The sequence below is a fragment of the Klebsiella sp. TF21-TM genome (assembly GCF_019753495.1).
GTDB lineage: Bacteria > Pseudomonadota > Gammaproteobacteria > Enterobacterales > Enterobacteriaceae > Klebsiella > Klebsiella quasipneumoniae.
The window spans coordinates 55,544-71,382 of sequence record NZ_JAIJYL010000016.1 but is presented as its reverse complement, the minus strand read 5'-3'; the positions used below and the strand labels follow the sequence as shown (position 1 = coordinate 71,382).

The window sequence follows — 15,839 nt, the reverse complement described above, 5'->3', positions numbered from 1 at the left end:
GACTGACTTTATGGATTATAGACAACGAGTTAGAGAAAAAGGAGGGGTATGCGTATTTCCTATGGTGAGCGCCGGTAAAATAATGACCGGCCTCGATAAAAATCCATCTTCGTTTATTTTTAGCGATTGTTTATCGCGGCGAAAAATAGCCAAAGCGATCAGGAAAGCTGCTCACGAATTAGCTCGCCCAGGCGCTTCACCCCCTGCTCTTCGCGTTCTCCCCAGCCCCAGGCGGTATTAAAGCGGAAAAACGAGGTCCAGCTGGCGGTGGTGGAGAACATTTTTCCCGGGGCGATGCTGATGTGCGACGCCAGCGCCCTGGCGCTCAGCACGCTGGCGTCGGCCCCTTCCGGTAGTTCGATCCACAGAAAATAGCCGCTGTCGCTGTGATGGATAGTGACCTCCGGCGGCAGATGGCGCAGCAGCGCCTGCCAGGCCTGCTGTTTACGTTCCGCCAGCTGGCGGCGGAGACGGCGCAGATGGGCGTCATAGCGTTTGGTCGACAGGTAATCCACCAGGGCTAACTGCATCGGCGAGCTGGTGGAGAGCGTACTCATCAGCTGCAGCTGCTGGATCCGCCGCGCCTGTTTCCCGGCCGCCACCCAGCCGATGCGAAAGCCGGGCACCAGACATTTTGAAAACGAACTGCAGTGCAGCGTCATATCCTGTTGATCCCAGAACTTCGCCGGCAACGGCTTCTCGCGGCCAAAGTAGAGCTCGCTGTAAACATCATCTTCAATCAGCATCACGTCATAGCGCGCCAGCAGCGCCACCAGCGCTGCTTTTTTTTCGGCGCTGAGGGTGAAGCCGAGCGGGTTCTGGCCGTTGGTCATCAGCCAGCAGGCCTTGACCGGATAGTTTTGCAGGGCCGCCTCCAGCGCCGTCAGGTCAATGCCCTCTTTGACGTCGGTGGCCACCGACAGCGCCTTCAGACGCAGCCTCTCCAGCGCCTGCAGGGCTCCGTAGAAACAGGGATTCTCCACTACCACCCAGTCACCGGGCTCGGTCACCGCCTGCAGGCTGAGGTTTAGCGCCTCCAGCGCTCCGGCGGTAATGACGATCTCGTCGGGCGAGACGTTCATCCCCTGCAGGGCATAGCGCCGGGCAATGGCGTGCCGTAGCTCCGCGTTGCCCGGCGGCAGGTTCTCAATCACGCTCATGGCGGTGGCGGTTTTACTCACCTGCGCCAGCGAGCGGTTAAGCTGCTGGAGTGGGAAGAGACGCGGGTCCGGGAAGGCCGAGGCAAAGGGCAGCATTGACGCCTGGCGGCTGGCCTGGAGCACCTCAAAGATGTAAGTATTGATATCGACCGCTTCATCGCGGGTCACCTGAGCAGGCGGCGCCGGCTGACGAAGCTTCACCGGCTGCGGAGCGACGTAATATCCCGACTGCGGTCGGGCGACGATGCGCCCCTGGCTTTCCAGTAGCTGATAGGCATGGCTGACGGTCATAAAGCTCATGCCGCTGCTGACCACCTGCTCGCGCAGCGAGGGGAGCCGATCGCCCGGCAACCAGACGCCAAGCGCGATCTGGTCGGTCAGCTGCTGCGCCAGCTGTTGATACTTTTTCATTGTCACCCTTTCCTTGCTGCAACCTCCCTTTATCATATATCAGTTGTTATAAATTAACACTTTTAAGTAACTGTTATGTAAAACAGCGCAACCCGGTCACACAGAACGCCCGCAGGAAAGGTTCACGAGAAAATTGTCCAAAAAAACGATAAGATGCATAACCAAAAAATGAACATGATACCGATGGTAATACATAAGCTATGTAATCCTTTTTCTGACATGACCATTCCCTTTTATTGATATCCTGAGAATAAAATACAAAGCACGGCTAAATACGACAATTTAAAATTATTTAATTCATAATTAACTGACTCATCCTTTTTACTGATTCTCATACTAACAAACGTGTGCAGCCGTTAAATTCATTAATAAAGAACAGATAATAAAATGCTATATCTGTCGTAATCAGAGGATATTGCTCACAAAAATTAAACGACCGCGCTTTCCCGGGCAGCTACAGGTCTAAGCTGATCCGTAAGACTACGATAATACAATGAAATAGATTATTAATATTTTCCTGGCCAACAATCTGGCTTTGCTTTCAGCGTTAAAAATGACGCTGTTCACCCGAGGGATCTCTATGTTGGCGGTCCCCGGAGACCGGCAAAAAGATCATAACAGCCGCCAACTGTTATGATAAAAAATGAACCGACTGCCTCTGCCCCCCTTGCCGCCACCCTGCCTAAAATTGCGCTGAATCAATTTTGTTGTGGAGTCCTGCATGTTCGGTCTTGATGCATTCCATCTGGCGCGAATTCAATTCGCCTTTACGGTCTCGTTTCATATTATCTTTCCCGCCATCACCATTGGCCTGGCAAGCTACCTGGCGGTTCTCGAAGGCCTGTGGCTGAAAAGCAAAAATCCCACCTGGCGCTCGCTGTACCATTTCTGGTCGAAGATCTTCGCCGTCAACTTCGGTATGGGAGTGGTGTCCGGGCTGGTGATGGCCTATCAGTTCGGCACTAACTGGAGCGGTTTTTCGCAGTTCGCGGGCAGCATCACCGGCCCCCTGCTGACCTATGAAGTCCTGACGGCGTTCTTTCTGGAAGCCGGTTTTCTCGGGGTCATGCTCTTCGGCTGGAACCGCGTGGGGCCGGGGCTGCACTTTTTCGCCACCTGCATGGTGGCGCTGGGGACTATCATCTCGACCTTCTGGATCCTCGCTTCCAACAGCTGGATGCAGACCCCGCAGGGGTTTGAGATCGTCGATGGTCAGGTGGTGCCCGTCGACTGGCTGGCGGTGATCTTTAACCCGTCGTTCCCCTACCGCTTGCTGCACATGACGGTGGCGGCATTTCTCAGCAGCGCGCTGTTCGTCGGCGCCTCGGCGGCCTGGCATCTGCTGCGCGGCAATCAGTCGCCAGCGATCCGCAAGATGTTCTCCATGGCGCTATGGATGACGCTGCTGGTCGCGCCGGTCCAGGCGCTGATCGGCGATATGCATGGCCTGAACACCCTGAAACACCAGCCGGCAAAAATCGCCGCCATTGAGGGCCACTGGGAAAACCCGCCCGGCGAGCCGACGCCGTTATTATTGTTTGGCTGGCCAGATATGGAACAGGAGCGCACCCGCTACGGGCTTGAGATCCCGGCGCTGGGCAGTCTGATCCTCACCCACAGCCTGGTTAAACAGGTGCCGGCGCTGAAGGAGTTCACCCCTGAGGATCGGCCAAACTCCACCGTGGTGTTCTGGTCATTTCGCCTGATGGCTGGTCTCGGCATGCTGATGCTACTGCTCGGGGCGCTGGCCCTGTGGCTGCGCCGCGGCGACCGGCTGTACCACTCGCGGCCGTTTCTGCGCTTTGCCCTGTGGATGGGCCCCTCAGGACTGATTGCGATTCTCGCCGGCTGGGTGACCACCGAAGTGGGCCGCCAGCCATGGGTGGTGTATGGCGTTCAGCGCACCGCCGAGGCGGTTTCCGCCCACGGCGATCTGCATATGTCGGTCAGTTTGTTGACCTTTATTGTGGTTTACAGCGCCGTCTTCGGGGTCGGCTACAGCTACATGCTGCGCCTGATCCGCAAGGGGCCGCAGGAGGTGCAACCCGCGACAACCGGTACGCCAGCCCGCCCGCTGTCCGCCGCTACTGAAGGTTATCTGCAGAAGGAGTCTCGCTAATGGGTATCGAATTATCGGTGATCTGGTTCGTGATTATCGTCTTTGCCACGCTGATGTACATCGTCATGGACGGCTTTGATCTGGGCATTGGCATGCTGTTCGGCACGGTCCGGGGCAGCACAGAGCGCGACGTGATGGTGAACAGCGTCGCCCCGGTATGGGATGGCAATGAGACCTGGCTGGTGCTGGGCGGCGCCGGTCTGTTTGGCGCCTTTCCCCTCGCCTATGCGGTGATAATCGACGCCCTGTCGATCCCCCTGACCCTGATGCTGATCGGCCTGATCTTTCGCGGCGTGGCCTTTGAATTTCGTTTCCAGGCCACGCCGTCGCACCGGCCATTCTGGGACCGCGCCTTCTTTGGCGGTTCCCTGCTGGCGACCTTCAGCCAGGGCGTGGTGGTCGGAGCGGTGATCGACGGATTTACCGTCAGCGGTCGCGCCTTCAGCGGCGGCATGTTTGACTGGCTGACCCCGTTCAGCCTGTTTTGCGGACTCGGGCTGTGCGTGGCCTATGCGCTGCTCGGCGCCACCTGGCTGGTGATGAAGAGCGAAGGCGCGCTGCAGCAGCGGATGCGCAGCGCGTCGCGACAGTTGCTGGTTGCCCTGCTGGCGGTGTTTGCCGTCATCAGCCTGTGGACGCCGCTGGCGCACCCGGCGATCGCCGCCCGCTGGTTCAGCCTGCCGAATCTCTATTTCCTGCTGCCGGTGCCGCTGCTGGTGCTCCTGATTAGCGCCTGGCTGTGGCGCACACTGCCTCTGCACGACCGCCATGTCTCGCCTTTCACCCTAACGCTGGGCCTGGTGTTTCTCGGCTTTAGCGGCCTGGGGATCAGCATCTGGCCGCATATTATTCCGCCATCGATTACCTTGTGGCAGGCCGCCGCCCCGCCGCAAAGCCAGGGCTTTATGCTGGTGGGCGCGCTGCTGATTATTCCGGTTATTCTTGGCTATACCTGCTGGAGCTATTACGTGTTCCGCGGCAAAGTCCAGCCAGGGGAGGGTTATCATTGATGAAAACCGTCTGGTCCAAACGTCTGCTGTGGCTGATCGCGCTGTGGGGAGGCAGCGTGCTGACGCTGGCCGCCATCAGCCTGCTGTTTCGCCTGCTGATGACCGCCTCAGGTCTTAAAGTTTGAACCAGGATGCAGAGTCATCCGGATCCGGAGATCTCCATCTTGTCTTCACTTTTACCTGCTGAAATACGCGGACACATCAGAAGAAAGGATATTGCTATGAAGAAGTTAGCTTTACTGTCTGCCGCGATGACGCTGGGAATATCGTCATGGGCTTTCGCTGCCGACAACCCGCCGCCGCCAGAAAAAAGCGCGCAGCATCAGGGTAAATCGGCGGCGAAAAACGGCCAGCACGACGGTAAGCAAGCGCAACACAACGGCAAGCAGTCGCAACGAGACGGCAAACAACCGCAGCATGGTGGCAAGCAGCCGCCAAAAGGCGGTGAGCACAGCGGGAAACCACGGCCGCCAAAAGCGTAATCCCTCACGCCTGGCCTTCTACGCCAGGCTTTTTTCACCCTCTTTCAGCAGACATTGACAAACCCTTGCCCTTCTTTGATAAACCGGGAAAAAAACCTGCACAGCGCCTGGCATAGTAAGCCCACGCCATTGATTCACAGAGAAAAGGTATGTTGAGGAGAAGCATGAGCGCCCTGCTGTTGCTGTGCGCGCTTTTTTCCGGGCATCTGCTGGCCCACCGTCAGGGGCACGATTACTTTCCGGTACAGAGCCTCGAGCAGCAGCTGCTGCACGAGGCGGATAGCGATGAGCTTCGCAGCCGGTGCGAAGAGAACGCCGCCGACCTGCGCGAGCACCACCGCTGGCAGGACGCCCGCGAACCGCGGGCATCACACAGCCAGTAGCGTCGCCGCGGATCAGGCCCCTTTGCGCTTCGGCAGGGTCTTCATCAGCTCATCCGGGCTGACGGAGGCCACGATGCTACCCGGGTGCGGCATTTTGAGGATATGGTTTTTGATCTTGCCGACCACGTGCATTTCGCACGGACGGCAGTCAAACTTCAGGGTCAGCACTTCATCGCCATGGATCAGCTGCATCGGCGTGGCTTTCCAGCTCTTGATGGAGCCTTTCGCCTGTTTCGGACAGAGGTTGAAGGCAAAGCGCAGGCAATGTTTGGTGATCATCACCGGCACATCGCCCTTCTCTTCGTGCGCTTCATAGGCAGCGTCAATCAGCTGCACGCCATAGCGCTGGTAGAACGCCCGCGCCTTGTGGTTATAAACGTTGGCGAGGAAGGAGAGATGGGTCTCCGGGTAGACCGGCGGCGGCACAGAGACCGGCTTACGGGTGCCGCGCTGCCAGGCATTGAGCCGCGCGGCATCCAGCATTTCGGCCGTTTCACGCCGCAGCTGGTTGAGCAGGCTGTTGGGCACAAACAGCGGCGGCAGATTGACCTGCACCTCGCGCGCATAGTAAATGGTTTGCCCCAGTTTTGTGACACCGTCACGCAGGTTAGCCAGCGCTTTCTCCGCCTGGTTAGCTTCGGCGAACTCCCCGTCAAGGGTGTGGGTCACGCTGACGCCATCTTCACAGGTCATGGTGAGAACCAGCTGCTCCTGCCAGCCGCTTAGGGTGACGTCTACGGCGATGCGGCGTTCGCTGGAGGTCTTCAGCAGCGCCTGCTGCCAGTTGTGATCAAGGTTTCGGTTGAGCGCCTGATGCGGGCGCACTTTGTGCAGATCCGCAGGCATCTCGTTCGGCCACACCCGATAGCGATTTTCGCCGGTTTTTTCCACGGTATTGGCGCGGAAGCCCACCACTTCACGCTTAATCATCACGTTAAGGCCATCGCCGTTGGTTAACGGTTCGCTGACCTCGACGTCGAGATGGTCTTTACCCACCTTCAGCACTTCGCCCACCGGCAGTCCGATAAATTTTGGCGAATCAAAGGCGCCGATATCGCCTTTACGGGCATTAACGAAGTAATCGGTGCTGCCGCGGTGGAAGGTTTTATCGGTGGACGGGATAAAGAAATGCTCGGTGCGCCCTGCCGAGGCGCGCGCGAGATCGCCGCGGTCTTCAATAATGGCGTCCAGCATCTGGCGGTAGTGAGCGGTGATGTTTTTCACGTAGCTCATGTCTTTGTAACGGCCTTCGATTTTGAAGGAGCGCACCCCGGCATCGATCAGCGCCGCCAGGTTGGCGGTCTGGTCGTTGTCTTTCATCGACAGGAGATGTTTTTCATAGGCCACCACTCGCCCCTGATCGTCCTTCAGGGTATACGGCAGGCGGCAGGCCTGCGAGCAGTCGCCGCGGTTGGCGCTGCGTCCGGTCTGGGCGTGGGAAATGTAGCACTGGCCGGAATAGGCCACGCACAGCGCGCCATGGATAAAGAATTCGATGGTGGCGTCAGTATTATCGTAAATGGCTTTGATTTGACTGAGGTTCAGCTCGCGCGCCAGCACGATCTGGCTGAAACCGGCGTCTGAGAGAAACTTTGCTTTCTCCACGCTGCGGATGTCGCACTGGGTGCTGGCGTGCAGCTCGATCGGCGGCAGGTCCAGCTCCATGATCCCCATATCCTGGACAATCAGCGCATCGACGCCCGCGTCGTAGAGATCGCTAATCAGCCGCTGCGCCGGCTCCAGCTCATCGTCATGCAGAATGGTGTTCAGCGTCACAAAGACCTTGGCGCCGAAGCGATGGGCGAAAGGCACCAGACCGGCGATGTCGCTCAGGCTGTTGCTGGCGTTGTGGCGGGCGCCAAAGCCAGGTCCACCGATATAAACGGCATCGGCGCCGTGAAGGATCGCTTCGCGAGCGATACCGGCGTCGCGGGCAGGACTAAGAAGTTCAAGACGATGATTGTGCAGGCGCATACGCGTGTTGTTATCCAGTATAAGGGGGTCGAAATGGCGGCTATTGTAGTCAGAACCGGGCGCAGACGAAAACCTTTTCCGCCGTCGCGGGACGACGAATTTTCAGTTTTCAGCAAAGTATTGAAGGAAAAGATATTTCCCTCAAATCACCGTACAGAGTACTGTCATCACGTATTCCGGATTTTCCTCGTCACGTTGTGAGTGGTTATCATCAGTCATCTTGTCTGGCCGCGGGTTCGCCCGCGGTTTTTTCTTTTGGATAGTGGATAAGCGAATGGAAATGAGCCGCCTGGGCGCCGCTGTTCCGGTAGGCATGCGCCGCATCGCCGGCGAAGCGCCGACCCTCACCCGCCTGCAGCGAGTGCCACTCCCCCTGTAAGCAGAGATCCAGGGTACCGCTAATCACGACAACATGCTCAATCACCCCTTGCTCATGCGGCGTCGATTCGCTCAGCGCCCCGGGAGCAAGGGTTATCGAGAAATGATCAAAGCGCAACTCCGGGTCCCACGGGAAGACCGGGGTCACCACCATCGCCTGCTGCTGCGGGTCAAACGCGGAGGGCGCCGCGCCGTCATCCGGAACGATAAACGCCGAAAACGGCACGTTCAGCCCGGTGGCAATCTTCCACAGCGTCGCGACCGTCGGACTCGATTCATTCCGCTCAATCTGCCCGAGCATGGCTTTCGACACCCCGGTCTCTTCCGCCAGACGCGACAGGCTCCAGCCGCGCTGCTGACGCAGATTTTTGAGGGTGGCCGCCAGATGTTGCGCAATATTCATCCTACCTCCTGATTTTTCAGCCCAGAGTATACCTCCATTTGCCTGATTCAACAGGGCGATTAGCGGCATCGCGGGCCGTTTGCGACAAGAGCCTCGGTGCGCAGCCCTCACCACGCAGGAACCTTGTGCGCTAAAACGCACAATGATAGAGTAATCGGACGTTATAACGCACAAGAGAAAACTATGCGCTCGTTTACCGTTCCGCTTCCCACCCTGTTCGCCGGCTTCGTCGCCGTGCTGGTGGGCTACGCCAGCTCTGCCGCCATCATCTGGCAGGCTGCCGCTGCCGCCGGCGCCACGCCCGGGCAGATCGCCGGCTGGATGACGGCCCTGGGCCTCGCCATGGGCGTCAGCACCCTCGCGCTGAGCGGCTGGCGAAAAGTGCCGGTGCTCACCGCCTGGTCAACGCCGGGCGCCGCCCTGCTGGTCAGCGGCCTGCAGGGGGTGACCCTCCCTGAGGCGGTGGGGGTATTTATCTTCGCCAATGCGCTGATCGTCCTCTGCGGCGTTACCGGCCTGTTTGCCCGGCTGATGAAAATCATTCCCCATTCGCTGGCCGCCGCGATGCTGGCCGGCATTCTGCTGCGTTTCGGTTTGCAGGCCTTCGCCGGCTTCCAGGATCATCTGCTGCTGTGCGGCGGCATGCTCGCCGCCTGGCTTCTGTGTAAGGCGCTGTGGCCCCGCTTCGCCGTGGTCGCCGCGCTGGTTGCCGGGGCGCTGATTGCCGCGGCCTCCGGGGAGGTGGCCAGCGCCGCTGTGCCGCTGGCGTTTGTGGCGCCGGAATGGATCGCCCCGCAGTTTACCCCGGCGCTGCTGCTCAGCGTCGGCCTGCCGTTCTTCCTCGTGACCATGGCCTCACAGAACGCGCCCGGATTCGCTACCCTGCAGGCATCAGGCTATGCCGTACCGGTCTCCGCGCTGATCGTTGTCTGCGGGGGGCTGGCGCTGCTGCTGGCGCCGTTTGGGGTCTACTCCATCTGTATTGCGGCGATCACCGCCGCCATCTGCCAGAGCCCGGAAGCGCACCCGGATCCGCAGCAGCGTTGGCTGGCGGCCATGGCCGCAGGCGGTTTTTATCTGCTGGCCGGTCTGTTCGGGGGATCGATCACCGCGCTGATGTCGGCCCTGCCGACAGCGTGGATCCAGATGCTGGCCGGCCTGGCGTTGCTCGGCACCATCGGCGGTAGTCTGTTTCAGGCGGTACATCAGGCCAGTGAGCGCGACGCGGCGGTGCTGACCTTTCTGATCACCGCCAGCGGCGTGACGCTGGCGGGAATTGGCTCCGCATTCTGGGGCGTGGTGCTCGGCGGAGTGAGCTACGGCGTGCTATCCGCGCTGCGCCGCCCGTAGCTGGGTCGGCGTCAGGCCGGTGGCGGCTTTGACCCGATGGCTAAAATGGCTGGCGGAGCTGAAACCGCAGGCCAGAGCGATCTCGGTGAGCGGCAGCGCGCTGTGGCAGATCAGGTTTTGCGCCTTCGCCATTCGCTGCTGCATCACATATTGATGCGGAGCCATATTCAGCGACTGGCGGAACATACGGGCAAAATGAAATTCACTCAGTCCCGCCTGCTGCGCCAGGTCGGCCAGGGTCAGTGGCTGATCGAGGTGAGCGTCGATCCAGGCCAGCACGTGACGCTTCACCCCTGGCGCCAGTCCCCCGGTGACCGAGGGCAAACGCCACTGCACGGAGGAATAGTGCTGGATCAGATGGGTGAGCAATAAACTGCTGGCGGCGCTAAGGGTCAGCTGGTTCGCCGGCTGTCGCCAGTCATTAGCCAGCAAAAACTGACGATACACGGTGGTGATTTTGTCATCGCTGGCGAAGGTTTTCTCCTGCAGGGTGAAGTTCGCCGGGCTGCGATCCCACACCTCCTCCCCGACGCGGCGCAGATGCGCATCGGTACAATAGAGATGGACAAACGACAGATCGCCGCGGATATCCCAGACGCTTTCATCGCCTTTCGGCATCAGGCAAAAGCGATCCGGGCCGCCGCCATTCTTCCAGCCGTGCGGCGTCTTTTGATAGCTTTCATAACCATCGGCGACGTACAGGCTTAAGGTATGATGATCGCTGCGTACCGTTACGGTATCGCAGTTGTTATACCAGGCGGCCAGTTGAATACCGGAATTCAGCTCCACGGTGCCCTTCAGCACCGCGTTCTGTCGCCGTAATGTTTCAAACGTCCCGTAACCCATCGCCTTCACGCATCTGTCCTGTCTGGAAAAACTCTAGTCTAGGGAGACTGCGACGCGGTTTCCAGTCCTCACCGCCGGCGAAAGACAAATAAGCGCAAGAATTTGCAAGCCGACAACAAGCGGGTGAAAGCCGCAGGTTGCGGCAGGCGGCATACTCCTCCCTTCAACAGGCAGAGGAGAACCAGGGTGAACGCATTACTTTATGCACTCGTTGTCGTTATCTGGGGCACAACGTGGATTGCGATTTTTTTACAGCAGGGGTCGGTGGCGGCGCCGGTATCGATTTTCTGGCGTTTCGCCGTGGCCAGCGTCACGATGCTGGCGATTCTGCTCGTCACGCGACGTCTGCGGCCGCTGGGCGCGAAGGACCATCTCTGCTGCCTGCTGCAGGGCTGCTGCGTCTTCTGCTTCAATTTCTGGTGCTTTTATACCGCCGCCGCCTGGATCAACACCGGTCTGGAATCGGTGATCTTTTCCATGGCGGTGCTGTTTAACGCCATCAACAGCTTTCTTTTCTTCCGTCAGCAGCCGCCGGGACGCTTCTGGGCTGCCGCCGCGCTCGGTCTGGCCGGTATCGTCACCCTGTTCTGGGATGACCTGCTGGCCAACGGGCTGAACGCTTCGCTACTGTGGGGGATCGGTCTGAGCGCGCTGGGCACTTACGGCTTTTCGCTGGGCAATATGTTCAGTATTCGTCACCAGCGGCGGGGGCTGGAGACGCTGACCACCAACAGCTGGGCGATGCTGTACGGCACGCTGGTGATGGGCGCCATCGCACTCCTCCGCGGGGATAATTTTATGCCGGAGTGGACCGTCAGCTATCTTGGCGCCCTGCTTTACCTGGCGCTGTTCGGCTCAGTTGTCGCCTTCGGCGCCTATTTCACCCTTGTGGGACGCATCGGCGCCAGCAAAGCCGCCTACAGTACGCTGCTGTTTCCGCTGGTCGCCCTGTCCATCTCCACCGTCTATGAAGGCTATGTATGGCACAGCAACGCCGTTATCGGACTGGCGCTGATCCTGTTGGGTAATCTGGTGATGTTTGCCAAACCGGAACAGCTGCTGCTGCGCCGAAAGCTGGCCTGAAACGGCGGAAGATAAAACAGCGCCGTCGGCAGACGGCGCTGGCGAGATTACCGCTGGGAAGGGTCGAATTTGACGGCGTCGACCGCCATATCATCGATCACCTGCTTCATGGTTTCGATGGTCAGCGGCGTGTTTTCATTGGCCAGGGTTTTTCCTTCCCCTTTACGAACCACTTTGATCACCGGCTTGTTGGTGCTGGCGTCAATCAGTTCGGCTTCAAAATAGAGGTCGGTGTCCATCGTACGATGGCCGGTGGCGGCCTGAGTACCGGCAACAATCATCGCGACCGGAACCACTTCATAGAACTGCAGCCCTTCTTTGCTGGAGTCCACCCCGGTGATCGCCCCGCGGAAAATAAGGCTACGCTTGCCGGCGGTGGTAGCCAGCGGTTTACGCTCGGAAATGGCCTGTTTGAGCTGTTTGTTGGTGTAATTAAGAATATCCTGCAGCGCCTTTTCACCGACCTGGGTCGTCGGCTTCGGTACCGGATAGTACGTTACCGGATGGTAGACGACATTATCGTAGTTAGCCGGATTGTAGTTTGGGTCGATCCAGCGCAGCTCCGACTTGCCGGAGGCAGTGGTGGCTTCTTTCAGGTTGGAATAATCTTTTAAAAAGCCCGAATACTGATTCGGCTGCGCCAGTTTGGACGCACAGCCCGTCAACGCTAACATCCCCGCCAGAGCGGCGACTTTAAATAACACGCGAGTACGCATAAAGAGATCCCTGTAAATGCAGTTTTTTCGGCAGACGTTATAGCAGATAAGACCCAGTAGTTTTGTGACAAAATGAGGGCTTCGTCAAGGAAGATATACAAATATTGATGGGATCAACATTACGTTATTAAATAATTACTTAATAGGTGAACAGGTCGCCTTTAACCCTCTGTTCAGCGAGGCTTTTCGCGCGTCTTTATCCGATGGGTATTAGCGAAAGGCGGCGCGGTCAAATTAAGCCATTTCACGCGCCGCTGAGGATTATGCGGGCTTGCGCGCCAGCAGCGTGGCGAAGCGCAGTTTGATCCGGTTGCCGCTGGCGTCGGTCCGATGCAGCTCACCGACGTCCTCGTTGTATTTCAGTAATTCCCAGCCCCGGTAGTACTCCCGAAGTTCATCGGGTTTAAAAGCAAACGGGAAGCCGACGGTGCAGGGATAGTCCTCGGTGTCCATCGCCGCGACAATCAGGTTATAGCCCCCGGCGGCGGTGCAACGCTGCATATTGCCGATGAGTCCCGGGATAGCGCCGGCCTCAAGAAACATCATCACCACGGTGGAGAGGATCAGATCATACTCGCCGTCAAAGGTCAGGCTGTTGAGGTCTTTCACCGCGGTCTGCAAATTATCCAGCCCTTCGGCGGCGCGAATAGTCTCCAGATTATTGATGCTCATCGCATTTTTATCCCACGCCGTCACCGTGAAGCCGTTCGCCGCCAGATAAAGGCTGTTACGTCCGTTGCCGCAGCCCAGATCCAGCGCCCGCCCCGGCGGCACCATCGTCGCGGCATGCAGCACCTCGGAGTGGGTACGGGTCAGGCCATATTTTTCACTAAAATAGTCCGCGTCACGCGTTGTCATGATCCTTCCTTCTTATTCAGGAGTGTTTCCCGGTCGACCTGTAGCAACAGTTTCCCGCTGACCAACAGCAGCCCTGTGCGCAGCAGCAGCAGGCCGATGACCAGATTGCTAAAAATAAAGAGCGGCAGCGCCAGATGATGAAAAAAGCCGTCCGCCTTCGCCTGGCCCAGATGCAGGCCGGTAGTGGCCAGTGCGGAAATACCGAACGAGAAGCTCCAGAAAGAAGCATTGAACGGCTGGCGAAGATACCAGGGCATCAGACGCAGCATAAACAACAGCTGTAGCAGACCGTAGCCAAACAGCAGCTTAGCAAAGATATCAGCCTCCCCGCCGTTGACGCTGAGCCAGGCGCTGCAGGCCACCAGCGCAGGCGCCAGCTGGATCCCCAACGACGTGCGCAGCGCGGTCGGCAGTTCGCCTGCGCTGCGCAGCCGATGGAGGATAGCCGGCTCAAGGCTCAACCAGGAGAAGACCCCGGCGCCAAGGAATACCAGTCCGGCGTCGGTAAACCCCAGCGCGCCGCAGGCCATCGCGCTGATAAAATTATTCGCCACCGTGGGCAGATACAGCCCCGGCGTGGTGGCCTCGCGAGGATGGTTTCCCCGCCACAGGCCGCCGCTTTGCCAGGCGGCATAGGCGAGCTGCAGCGCCACGCCCGGCACAAACAGCCCGATGGCCAGCGGCCGGCACCAGGGTACCAGACCAATCGATACCAGCAAGGTGGTGGCGGGAAACAGGCTGACGAAGCTGCTGCTGACCGGATGTCGCATCTCCTGCAGCACACTCGCCGGAAAGCGGATCGCCCGGCTGATAAACGCCATGCTGAGCAGGACCCACATCGCCATCGCCAGCGTCACCAGCCCATCACCAATGCTGCGGCTGACCGGCCAGAGGGTGCTGGCGTAACGCCAGGCAAAGCCCATCCCGATGGTGCCGAGCACCATGCCAAAGTAACCCGCCGGCAGGTTCAGCACCTGCCGCGACGTATGCGTTTTGTTCATTTTATTGATGATATCAATTTAATTTGAAGTTGCATTCTAAAGGAACCTTATCCCACGCGCTACGGCGATCTTTGCTATGTTTATGTTAACCATAAGTAATGAGGATCGGGAATGCATAAATACCGTCTCAGCGAACAGACCCGGCAGTATTGTTACCAGGCAGAGGATGGCAAACAGTGCGTCACCCTGCGCCAGATCGTGGCGCTTATCGATTTCGCTGACGTCAAAGCGGGCAGCGAAGGCGGCTGGGTGGAGGAGGAAAGCGCTCTCAGCCAGCAGGGAGAGTGCTGGATCTACGATGCCAACAGCGTGGTCTTCGCCGGGGCGCGCATCCTCGACGATGCCCAACTCCATGGCCCCTGCGAGGTCAGCCATGGGGCTATCATCAGCGGACGGGCATCCATTCACGCCTCGCAGATCAGCCATCACGCGCAGATTGGTGACAACGTCACGATTAGCCTGAGTACGGTGCGCGGTGACTGTCGCCTCGCCGACGAGGCGCGTCTTCTGCCCCACTGTCAGGTGATTGCCGCCCGCGGGCTGACCGCCGACCGCGACAAAGTGCTGCAGATTTATCAGCGAGCCACCGTCAGCGCGTCGCGCATTCTCCATCAGGCGCAGATCTATGGCGAGGCCTACGTCGAGCACGCTTTTGTCGAACATCGGGCGGAAGTCTTTGACCACGCCAGGCTTGAGGGAAACGAGGAGAATGACGTTTGGGTGTGCGATAACGCGCGGATTTACGGGCATGCCCGTCTGATCGCGGGTCGCGGCGAGGATGCCATTCCCACTGTGCGCTACAGTTCCCAGGTTGCGGAGAATGCGGTGATTGAAGGTAACTGTCTGCTAAAGCACCGGGCAATGGTGGGCGGCGAGGCGCAGCTGCGCGGTGGACCGATTCTGCTTGACGACGACGTGCTGATCCAGGGTCGGGCTGTCATCGTCGGCGATGTGATCGTTGAGCACCAGGTCACGCTTGGGGACGAGGTGCAGATCGCCGCGCGGGAAGGAGAAGCCATTCACCTGCGCGGCCCGAAGATCCTCGACGGCCAGCAGCAGATCACCCGAACACCGCTGTTAGGCGCCCTGTAGCGCCTCGTCGCGGTCAATAATGCGGGCGTAGATATTCTGATCGTCATAGCTGCCGTTCAGATACTCGGCCTGCCGGAGACAGCCTTCCAGAACAAACCCGTTACGCAACGCCACCTGGTTGCTACGGGTATTCGCCACCCGACATTTGATTACAAACCGGCGCACCAGCCCGCTGCGTGCATAATAGTGGATAAAGGCCTGCAGGGAACGGGACAGATACCCCTGCCCCTGGCAATCTTCATCGATCCAATAGCCAATATAGGCCGTCTTATTCTGCGGCTCGATCTGGTTGAACGACAGAACGCCAATCGGCCGCTTATCGAGAAACAGCAAAAACATTTTGGCGTAATCCCGCTGGTGCAGCATCACGTTACCCTGCACATGGCGGCGGGTCTCCTCTTCGCTGCGCACCTCTCCGGCCCAGCTAAGCGACTGCTGTAGCCAGCGCTGGTTTTTCACCACCAGCTGGTGCAGGTCGCTGACGTAACGCTCATCAATGGCGGTAAGCGTCAGTCCCTCGGTCACCGGGATCGACTCAGGTACTGCTGGAATGTCTGTGGTCATGGGGCTCTC

At 58.9% G+C, this 15,839-nt stretch carries 17 protein-coding genes; 9 read left to right on the top strand and 8 right to left on the bottom strand.

The window, feature by feature from the left end; all coding sequences use genetic code 11:
* Positions 1 to 158: 158 nt before the first annotated feature.
* On the bottom strand, positions 159 to 1,571 hold the full coding sequence (locus tag K5R89_RS16380; RefSeq protein WP_087824041.1) for a PLP-dependent aminotransferase family protein: 1,413 nt from the start codon (positions 1,569 to 1,571) through the stop codon (positions 159 to 161).
* A 721-nt stretch (positions 1,572 to 2,292) separates the two neighbouring features.
* On the opposite strand from K5R89_RS16380, the gene K5R89_RS16375 reads away from it, so the two are divergent.
* The 5 genes from K5R89_RS16375 (at position 2,293) to K5R89_RS16355 (ending at position 5,565) form a co-directional block, all read left to right on the top strand.
* The gene (locus K5R89_RS16375; protein WP_112201492.1) at positions 2,293 to 3,690 is read left to right on the top strand and encodes a cytochrome ubiquinol oxidase subunit I; all 1,398 of its coding nucleotides are present in this window, start codon (positions 2,293 to 2,295) and stop codon (positions 3,688 to 3,690) included.
* Entirely contained in the window at positions 3,690 to 4,700 is a 1,011-nt protein-coding gene (gene cydB / locus K5R89_RS16370; RefSeq protein ID WP_023289897.1) for a cytochrome d ubiquinol oxidase subunit II, read from the top strand. The genes K5R89_RS16375 and cydB overlap by 1 nt, the downstream gene beginning before the upstream one ends.
* On the top strand, positions 4,700 to 4,825 hold the full coding sequence (locus K5R89_RS16365) for a DUF2474 domain-containing protein (protein WP_064157926.1): 126 nt from the start codon (positions 4,700 to 4,702) through the stop codon (positions 4,823 to 4,825). The genes cydB and K5R89_RS16365 overlap by 1 nt, the downstream gene beginning before the upstream one ends.
* A 96-nt stretch (positions 4,826 to 4,921) precedes the next feature.
* Positions 4,922 to 5,182, top strand: coding sequence for a hypothetical protein (locus tag K5R89_RS16360; RefSeq protein ID WP_064157927.1), 261 nt, complete (start codon positions 4,922 to 4,924; stop codon positions 5,180 to 5,182).
* Between the two features lie 149 nt (positions 5,183 to 5,331).
* Positions 5,332 to 5,565, top strand: a complete 234-nt coding sequence (locus K5R89_RS16355) for a DUF2554 family protein (protein ID WP_214632691.1) — start codon at positions 5,332 to 5,334, stop codon at positions 5,563 to 5,565.
* A 12-nt stretch (positions 5,566 to 5,577) separates the two neighbouring features.
* On the opposite strand, the gene K5R89_RS16350 is transcribed toward K5R89_RS16355, so the two are convergent.
* A complete protein-coding gene (locus tag K5R89_RS16350) occupies positions 5,578 to 7,539 on the bottom strand; it encodes a U32 family peptidase (RefSeq protein ID WP_217259458.1) in 1,962 nt (653 codons plus the stop codon).
* Between the two features lie 33 nt (positions 7,540 to 7,572).
* Between K5R89_RS16350 and K5R89_RS16345 the strand changes: the two genes are divergently transcribed.
* Positions 7,573 to 7,740, top strand: a complete 168-nt coding sequence (locus K5R89_RS16345; RefSeq protein WP_032429169.1) for a hypothetical protein — start codon at positions 7,573 to 7,575, stop codon at positions 7,738 to 7,740.
* A 10-nt stretch (positions 7,741 to 7,750) separates the two neighbouring features.
* Here the strand turns inward: K5R89_RS16345 and K5R89_RS16340 are convergent, their stop codons facing one another.
* Complete coding sequence (locus K5R89_RS16340; protein WP_023289901.1) at positions 7,751 to 8,320, bottom strand: helix-turn-helix domain-containing protein; 570 nt, start codon at positions 8,318 to 8,320, stop codon at positions 7,751 to 7,753.
* Between the two features lie 183 nt (positions 8,321 to 8,503).
* On the opposite strand from K5R89_RS16340, the gene K5R89_RS16335 reads away from it, so the two are divergent.
* A complete protein-coding gene (locus K5R89_RS16335; protein WP_132133495.1) occupies positions 8,504 to 9,670 on the top strand; it encodes a benzoate/H(+) symporter BenE family transporter in 1,167 nt (388 codons plus the stop codon).
* On the opposite strand, the gene K5R89_RS16330 is transcribed toward K5R89_RS16335, so the two are convergent.
* Positions 9,647 to 10,516, bottom strand: coding sequence for a helix-turn-helix domain-containing protein (locus K5R89_RS16330; protein ID WP_217259468.1), 870 nt, complete (start codon positions 10,514 to 10,516; stop codon positions 9,647 to 9,649). The two genes, K5R89_RS16335 and K5R89_RS16330, sit on opposite strands and share 24 nt — an antisense overlap.
* 186 nt (positions 10,517 to 10,702) lie before the next feature.
* On the opposite strand from K5R89_RS16330, the gene K5R89_RS16325 reads away from it, so the two are divergent.
* A complete protein-coding gene (locus tag K5R89_RS16325) occupies positions 10,703 to 11,599 on the top strand; it encodes a DMT family transporter (protein ID WP_217259459.1) in 897 nt (298 codons plus the stop codon).
* Between the two features lie 47 nt (positions 11,600 to 11,646).
* Here the strand turns inward: K5R89_RS16325 and K5R89_RS16320 are convergent, their stop codons facing one another.
* The 3 genes from K5R89_RS16320 to tehA form a co-directional block, all read right to left on the bottom strand.
* A complete protein-coding gene (locus K5R89_RS16320) occupies positions 11,647 to 12,315 on the bottom strand; it encodes a DUF3313 domain-containing protein (RefSeq protein ID WP_004202796.1) in 669 nt (222 codons plus the stop codon).
* Between the two features lie 261 nt (positions 12,316 to 12,576).
* The gene (gene tehB / locus K5R89_RS16315; RefSeq protein ID WP_086075337.1) at positions 12,577 to 13,173 is read right to left on the bottom strand and encodes a tellurite resistance methyltransferase TehB; all 597 of its coding nucleotides are present in this window, start codon (positions 13,171 to 13,173) and stop codon (positions 12,577 to 12,579) included.
* Entirely contained in the window at positions 13,170 to 14,174 is a 1,005-nt protein-coding gene (gene tehA / locus K5R89_RS16310) for a dicarboxylate transporter/tellurite-resistance protein TehA (RefSeq protein WP_023289906.1), read from the bottom strand. The genes tehB and tehA overlap by 4 nt, the downstream gene beginning before the upstream one ends.
* 111 nt (positions 14,175 to 14,285) lie before the next feature.
* Between tehA and ydcK the strand changes: the two genes are divergently transcribed.
* Entirely contained in the window at positions 14,286 to 15,266 is a 981-nt protein-coding gene (gene ydcK / locus K5R89_RS16305) for a YdcK family protein (RefSeq protein ID WP_130952740.1), read from the top strand.
* Here ydcK and rimL read toward each other — a convergent pair.
* Complete coding sequence (gene rimL / locus K5R89_RS16300) at positions 15,252 to 15,830, bottom strand: 50S ribosomal protein L7/L12-serine acetyltransferase (protein WP_032453097.1); 579 nt, start codon at positions 15,828 to 15,830, stop codon at positions 15,252 to 15,254. The two genes, ydcK and rimL, sit on opposite strands and share 15 nt — an antisense overlap.
* Between the last annotated feature and the right edge of the window lie 9 nt (positions 15,831 to 15,839).

Excerpts from the sequence above, each read along its gene's own strand:
- K5R89_RS16380 (WP_087824041.1), bottom strand. The coding sequence starts at position 1,571 with ATGAAAAAGTATCAACAGCTGGCGCAGCAGCTGACCGACCAGATCGCG.
- K5R89_RS16375 (WP_112201492.1), top strand. The coding sequence starts at position 2,293 with ATGTTCGGTCTTGATGCATTCCATCTGGCGCGAATTCAATTCGCCTTT.
- cydB (WP_023289897.1), top strand. The coding sequence starts at position 3,690 with ATGGGTATCGAATTATCGGTGATCTGGTTCGTGATTATCGTCTTTGCC.
- K5R89_RS16365 (WP_064157926.1), top strand. The coding sequence starts at position 4,700 with ATGAAAACCGTCTGGTCCAAACGTCTGCTGTGGCTGATCGCGCTGTGG.
- K5R89_RS16360 (WP_064157927.1), top strand. The coding sequence starts at position 4,922 with ATGAAGAAGTTAGCTTTACTGTCTGCCGCGATGACGCTGGGAATATCG.
- K5R89_RS16355 (WP_214632691.1), top strand. The coding sequence starts at position 5,332 with ATGTTGAGGAGAAGCATGAGCGCCCTGCTGTTGCTGTGCGCGCTTTTT.
- K5R89_RS16350 (WP_217259458.1), bottom strand. The coding sequence starts at position 7,539 with ATGCGCCTGCACAATCATCGTCTTGAACTTCTTAGTCCTGCCCGCGAC.
- K5R89_RS16345 (WP_032429169.1), top strand. The coding sequence starts at position 7,573 with ATGGCGGCTATTGTAGTCAGAACCGGGCGCAGACGAAAACCTTTTCCG.
- K5R89_RS16340 (WP_023289901.1), bottom strand. The coding sequence starts at position 8,320 with ATGAATATTGCGCAACATCTGGCGGCCACCCTCAAAAATCTGCGTCAG.
- K5R89_RS16335 (WP_132133495.1), top strand. The coding sequence starts at position 8,504 with ATGCGCTCGTTTACCGTTCCGCTTCCCACCCTGTTCGCCGGCTTCGTC.
- K5R89_RS16330 (WP_217259468.1), bottom strand. The coding sequence starts at position 10,516 with ATGGGTTACGGGACGTTTGAAACATTACGGCGACAGAACGCGGTGCTG.
- K5R89_RS16320 (WP_004202796.1), bottom strand. The coding sequence starts at position 12,315 with ATGCGTACTCGCGTGTTATTTAAAGTCGCCGCTCTGGCGGGGATGTTA.
- tehB (WP_086075337.1), bottom strand. The coding sequence starts at position 13,173 with ATGACAACGCGTGACGCGGACTATTTTAGTGAAAAATATGGCCTGACC.
- tehA (WP_023289906.1), bottom strand. The coding sequence starts at position 14,174 with ATGAACAAAACGCATACGTCGCGGCAGGTGCTGAACCTGCCGGCGGGT.
- ydcK (WP_130952740.1), top strand. The coding sequence starts at position 14,286 with ATGCATAAATACCGTCTCAGCGAACAGACCCGGCAGTATTGTTACCAG.
- rimL (WP_032453097.1), bottom strand. The coding sequence starts at position 15,830 with ATGACCACAGACATTCCAGCAGTACCTGAGTCGATCCCGGTGACCGAG.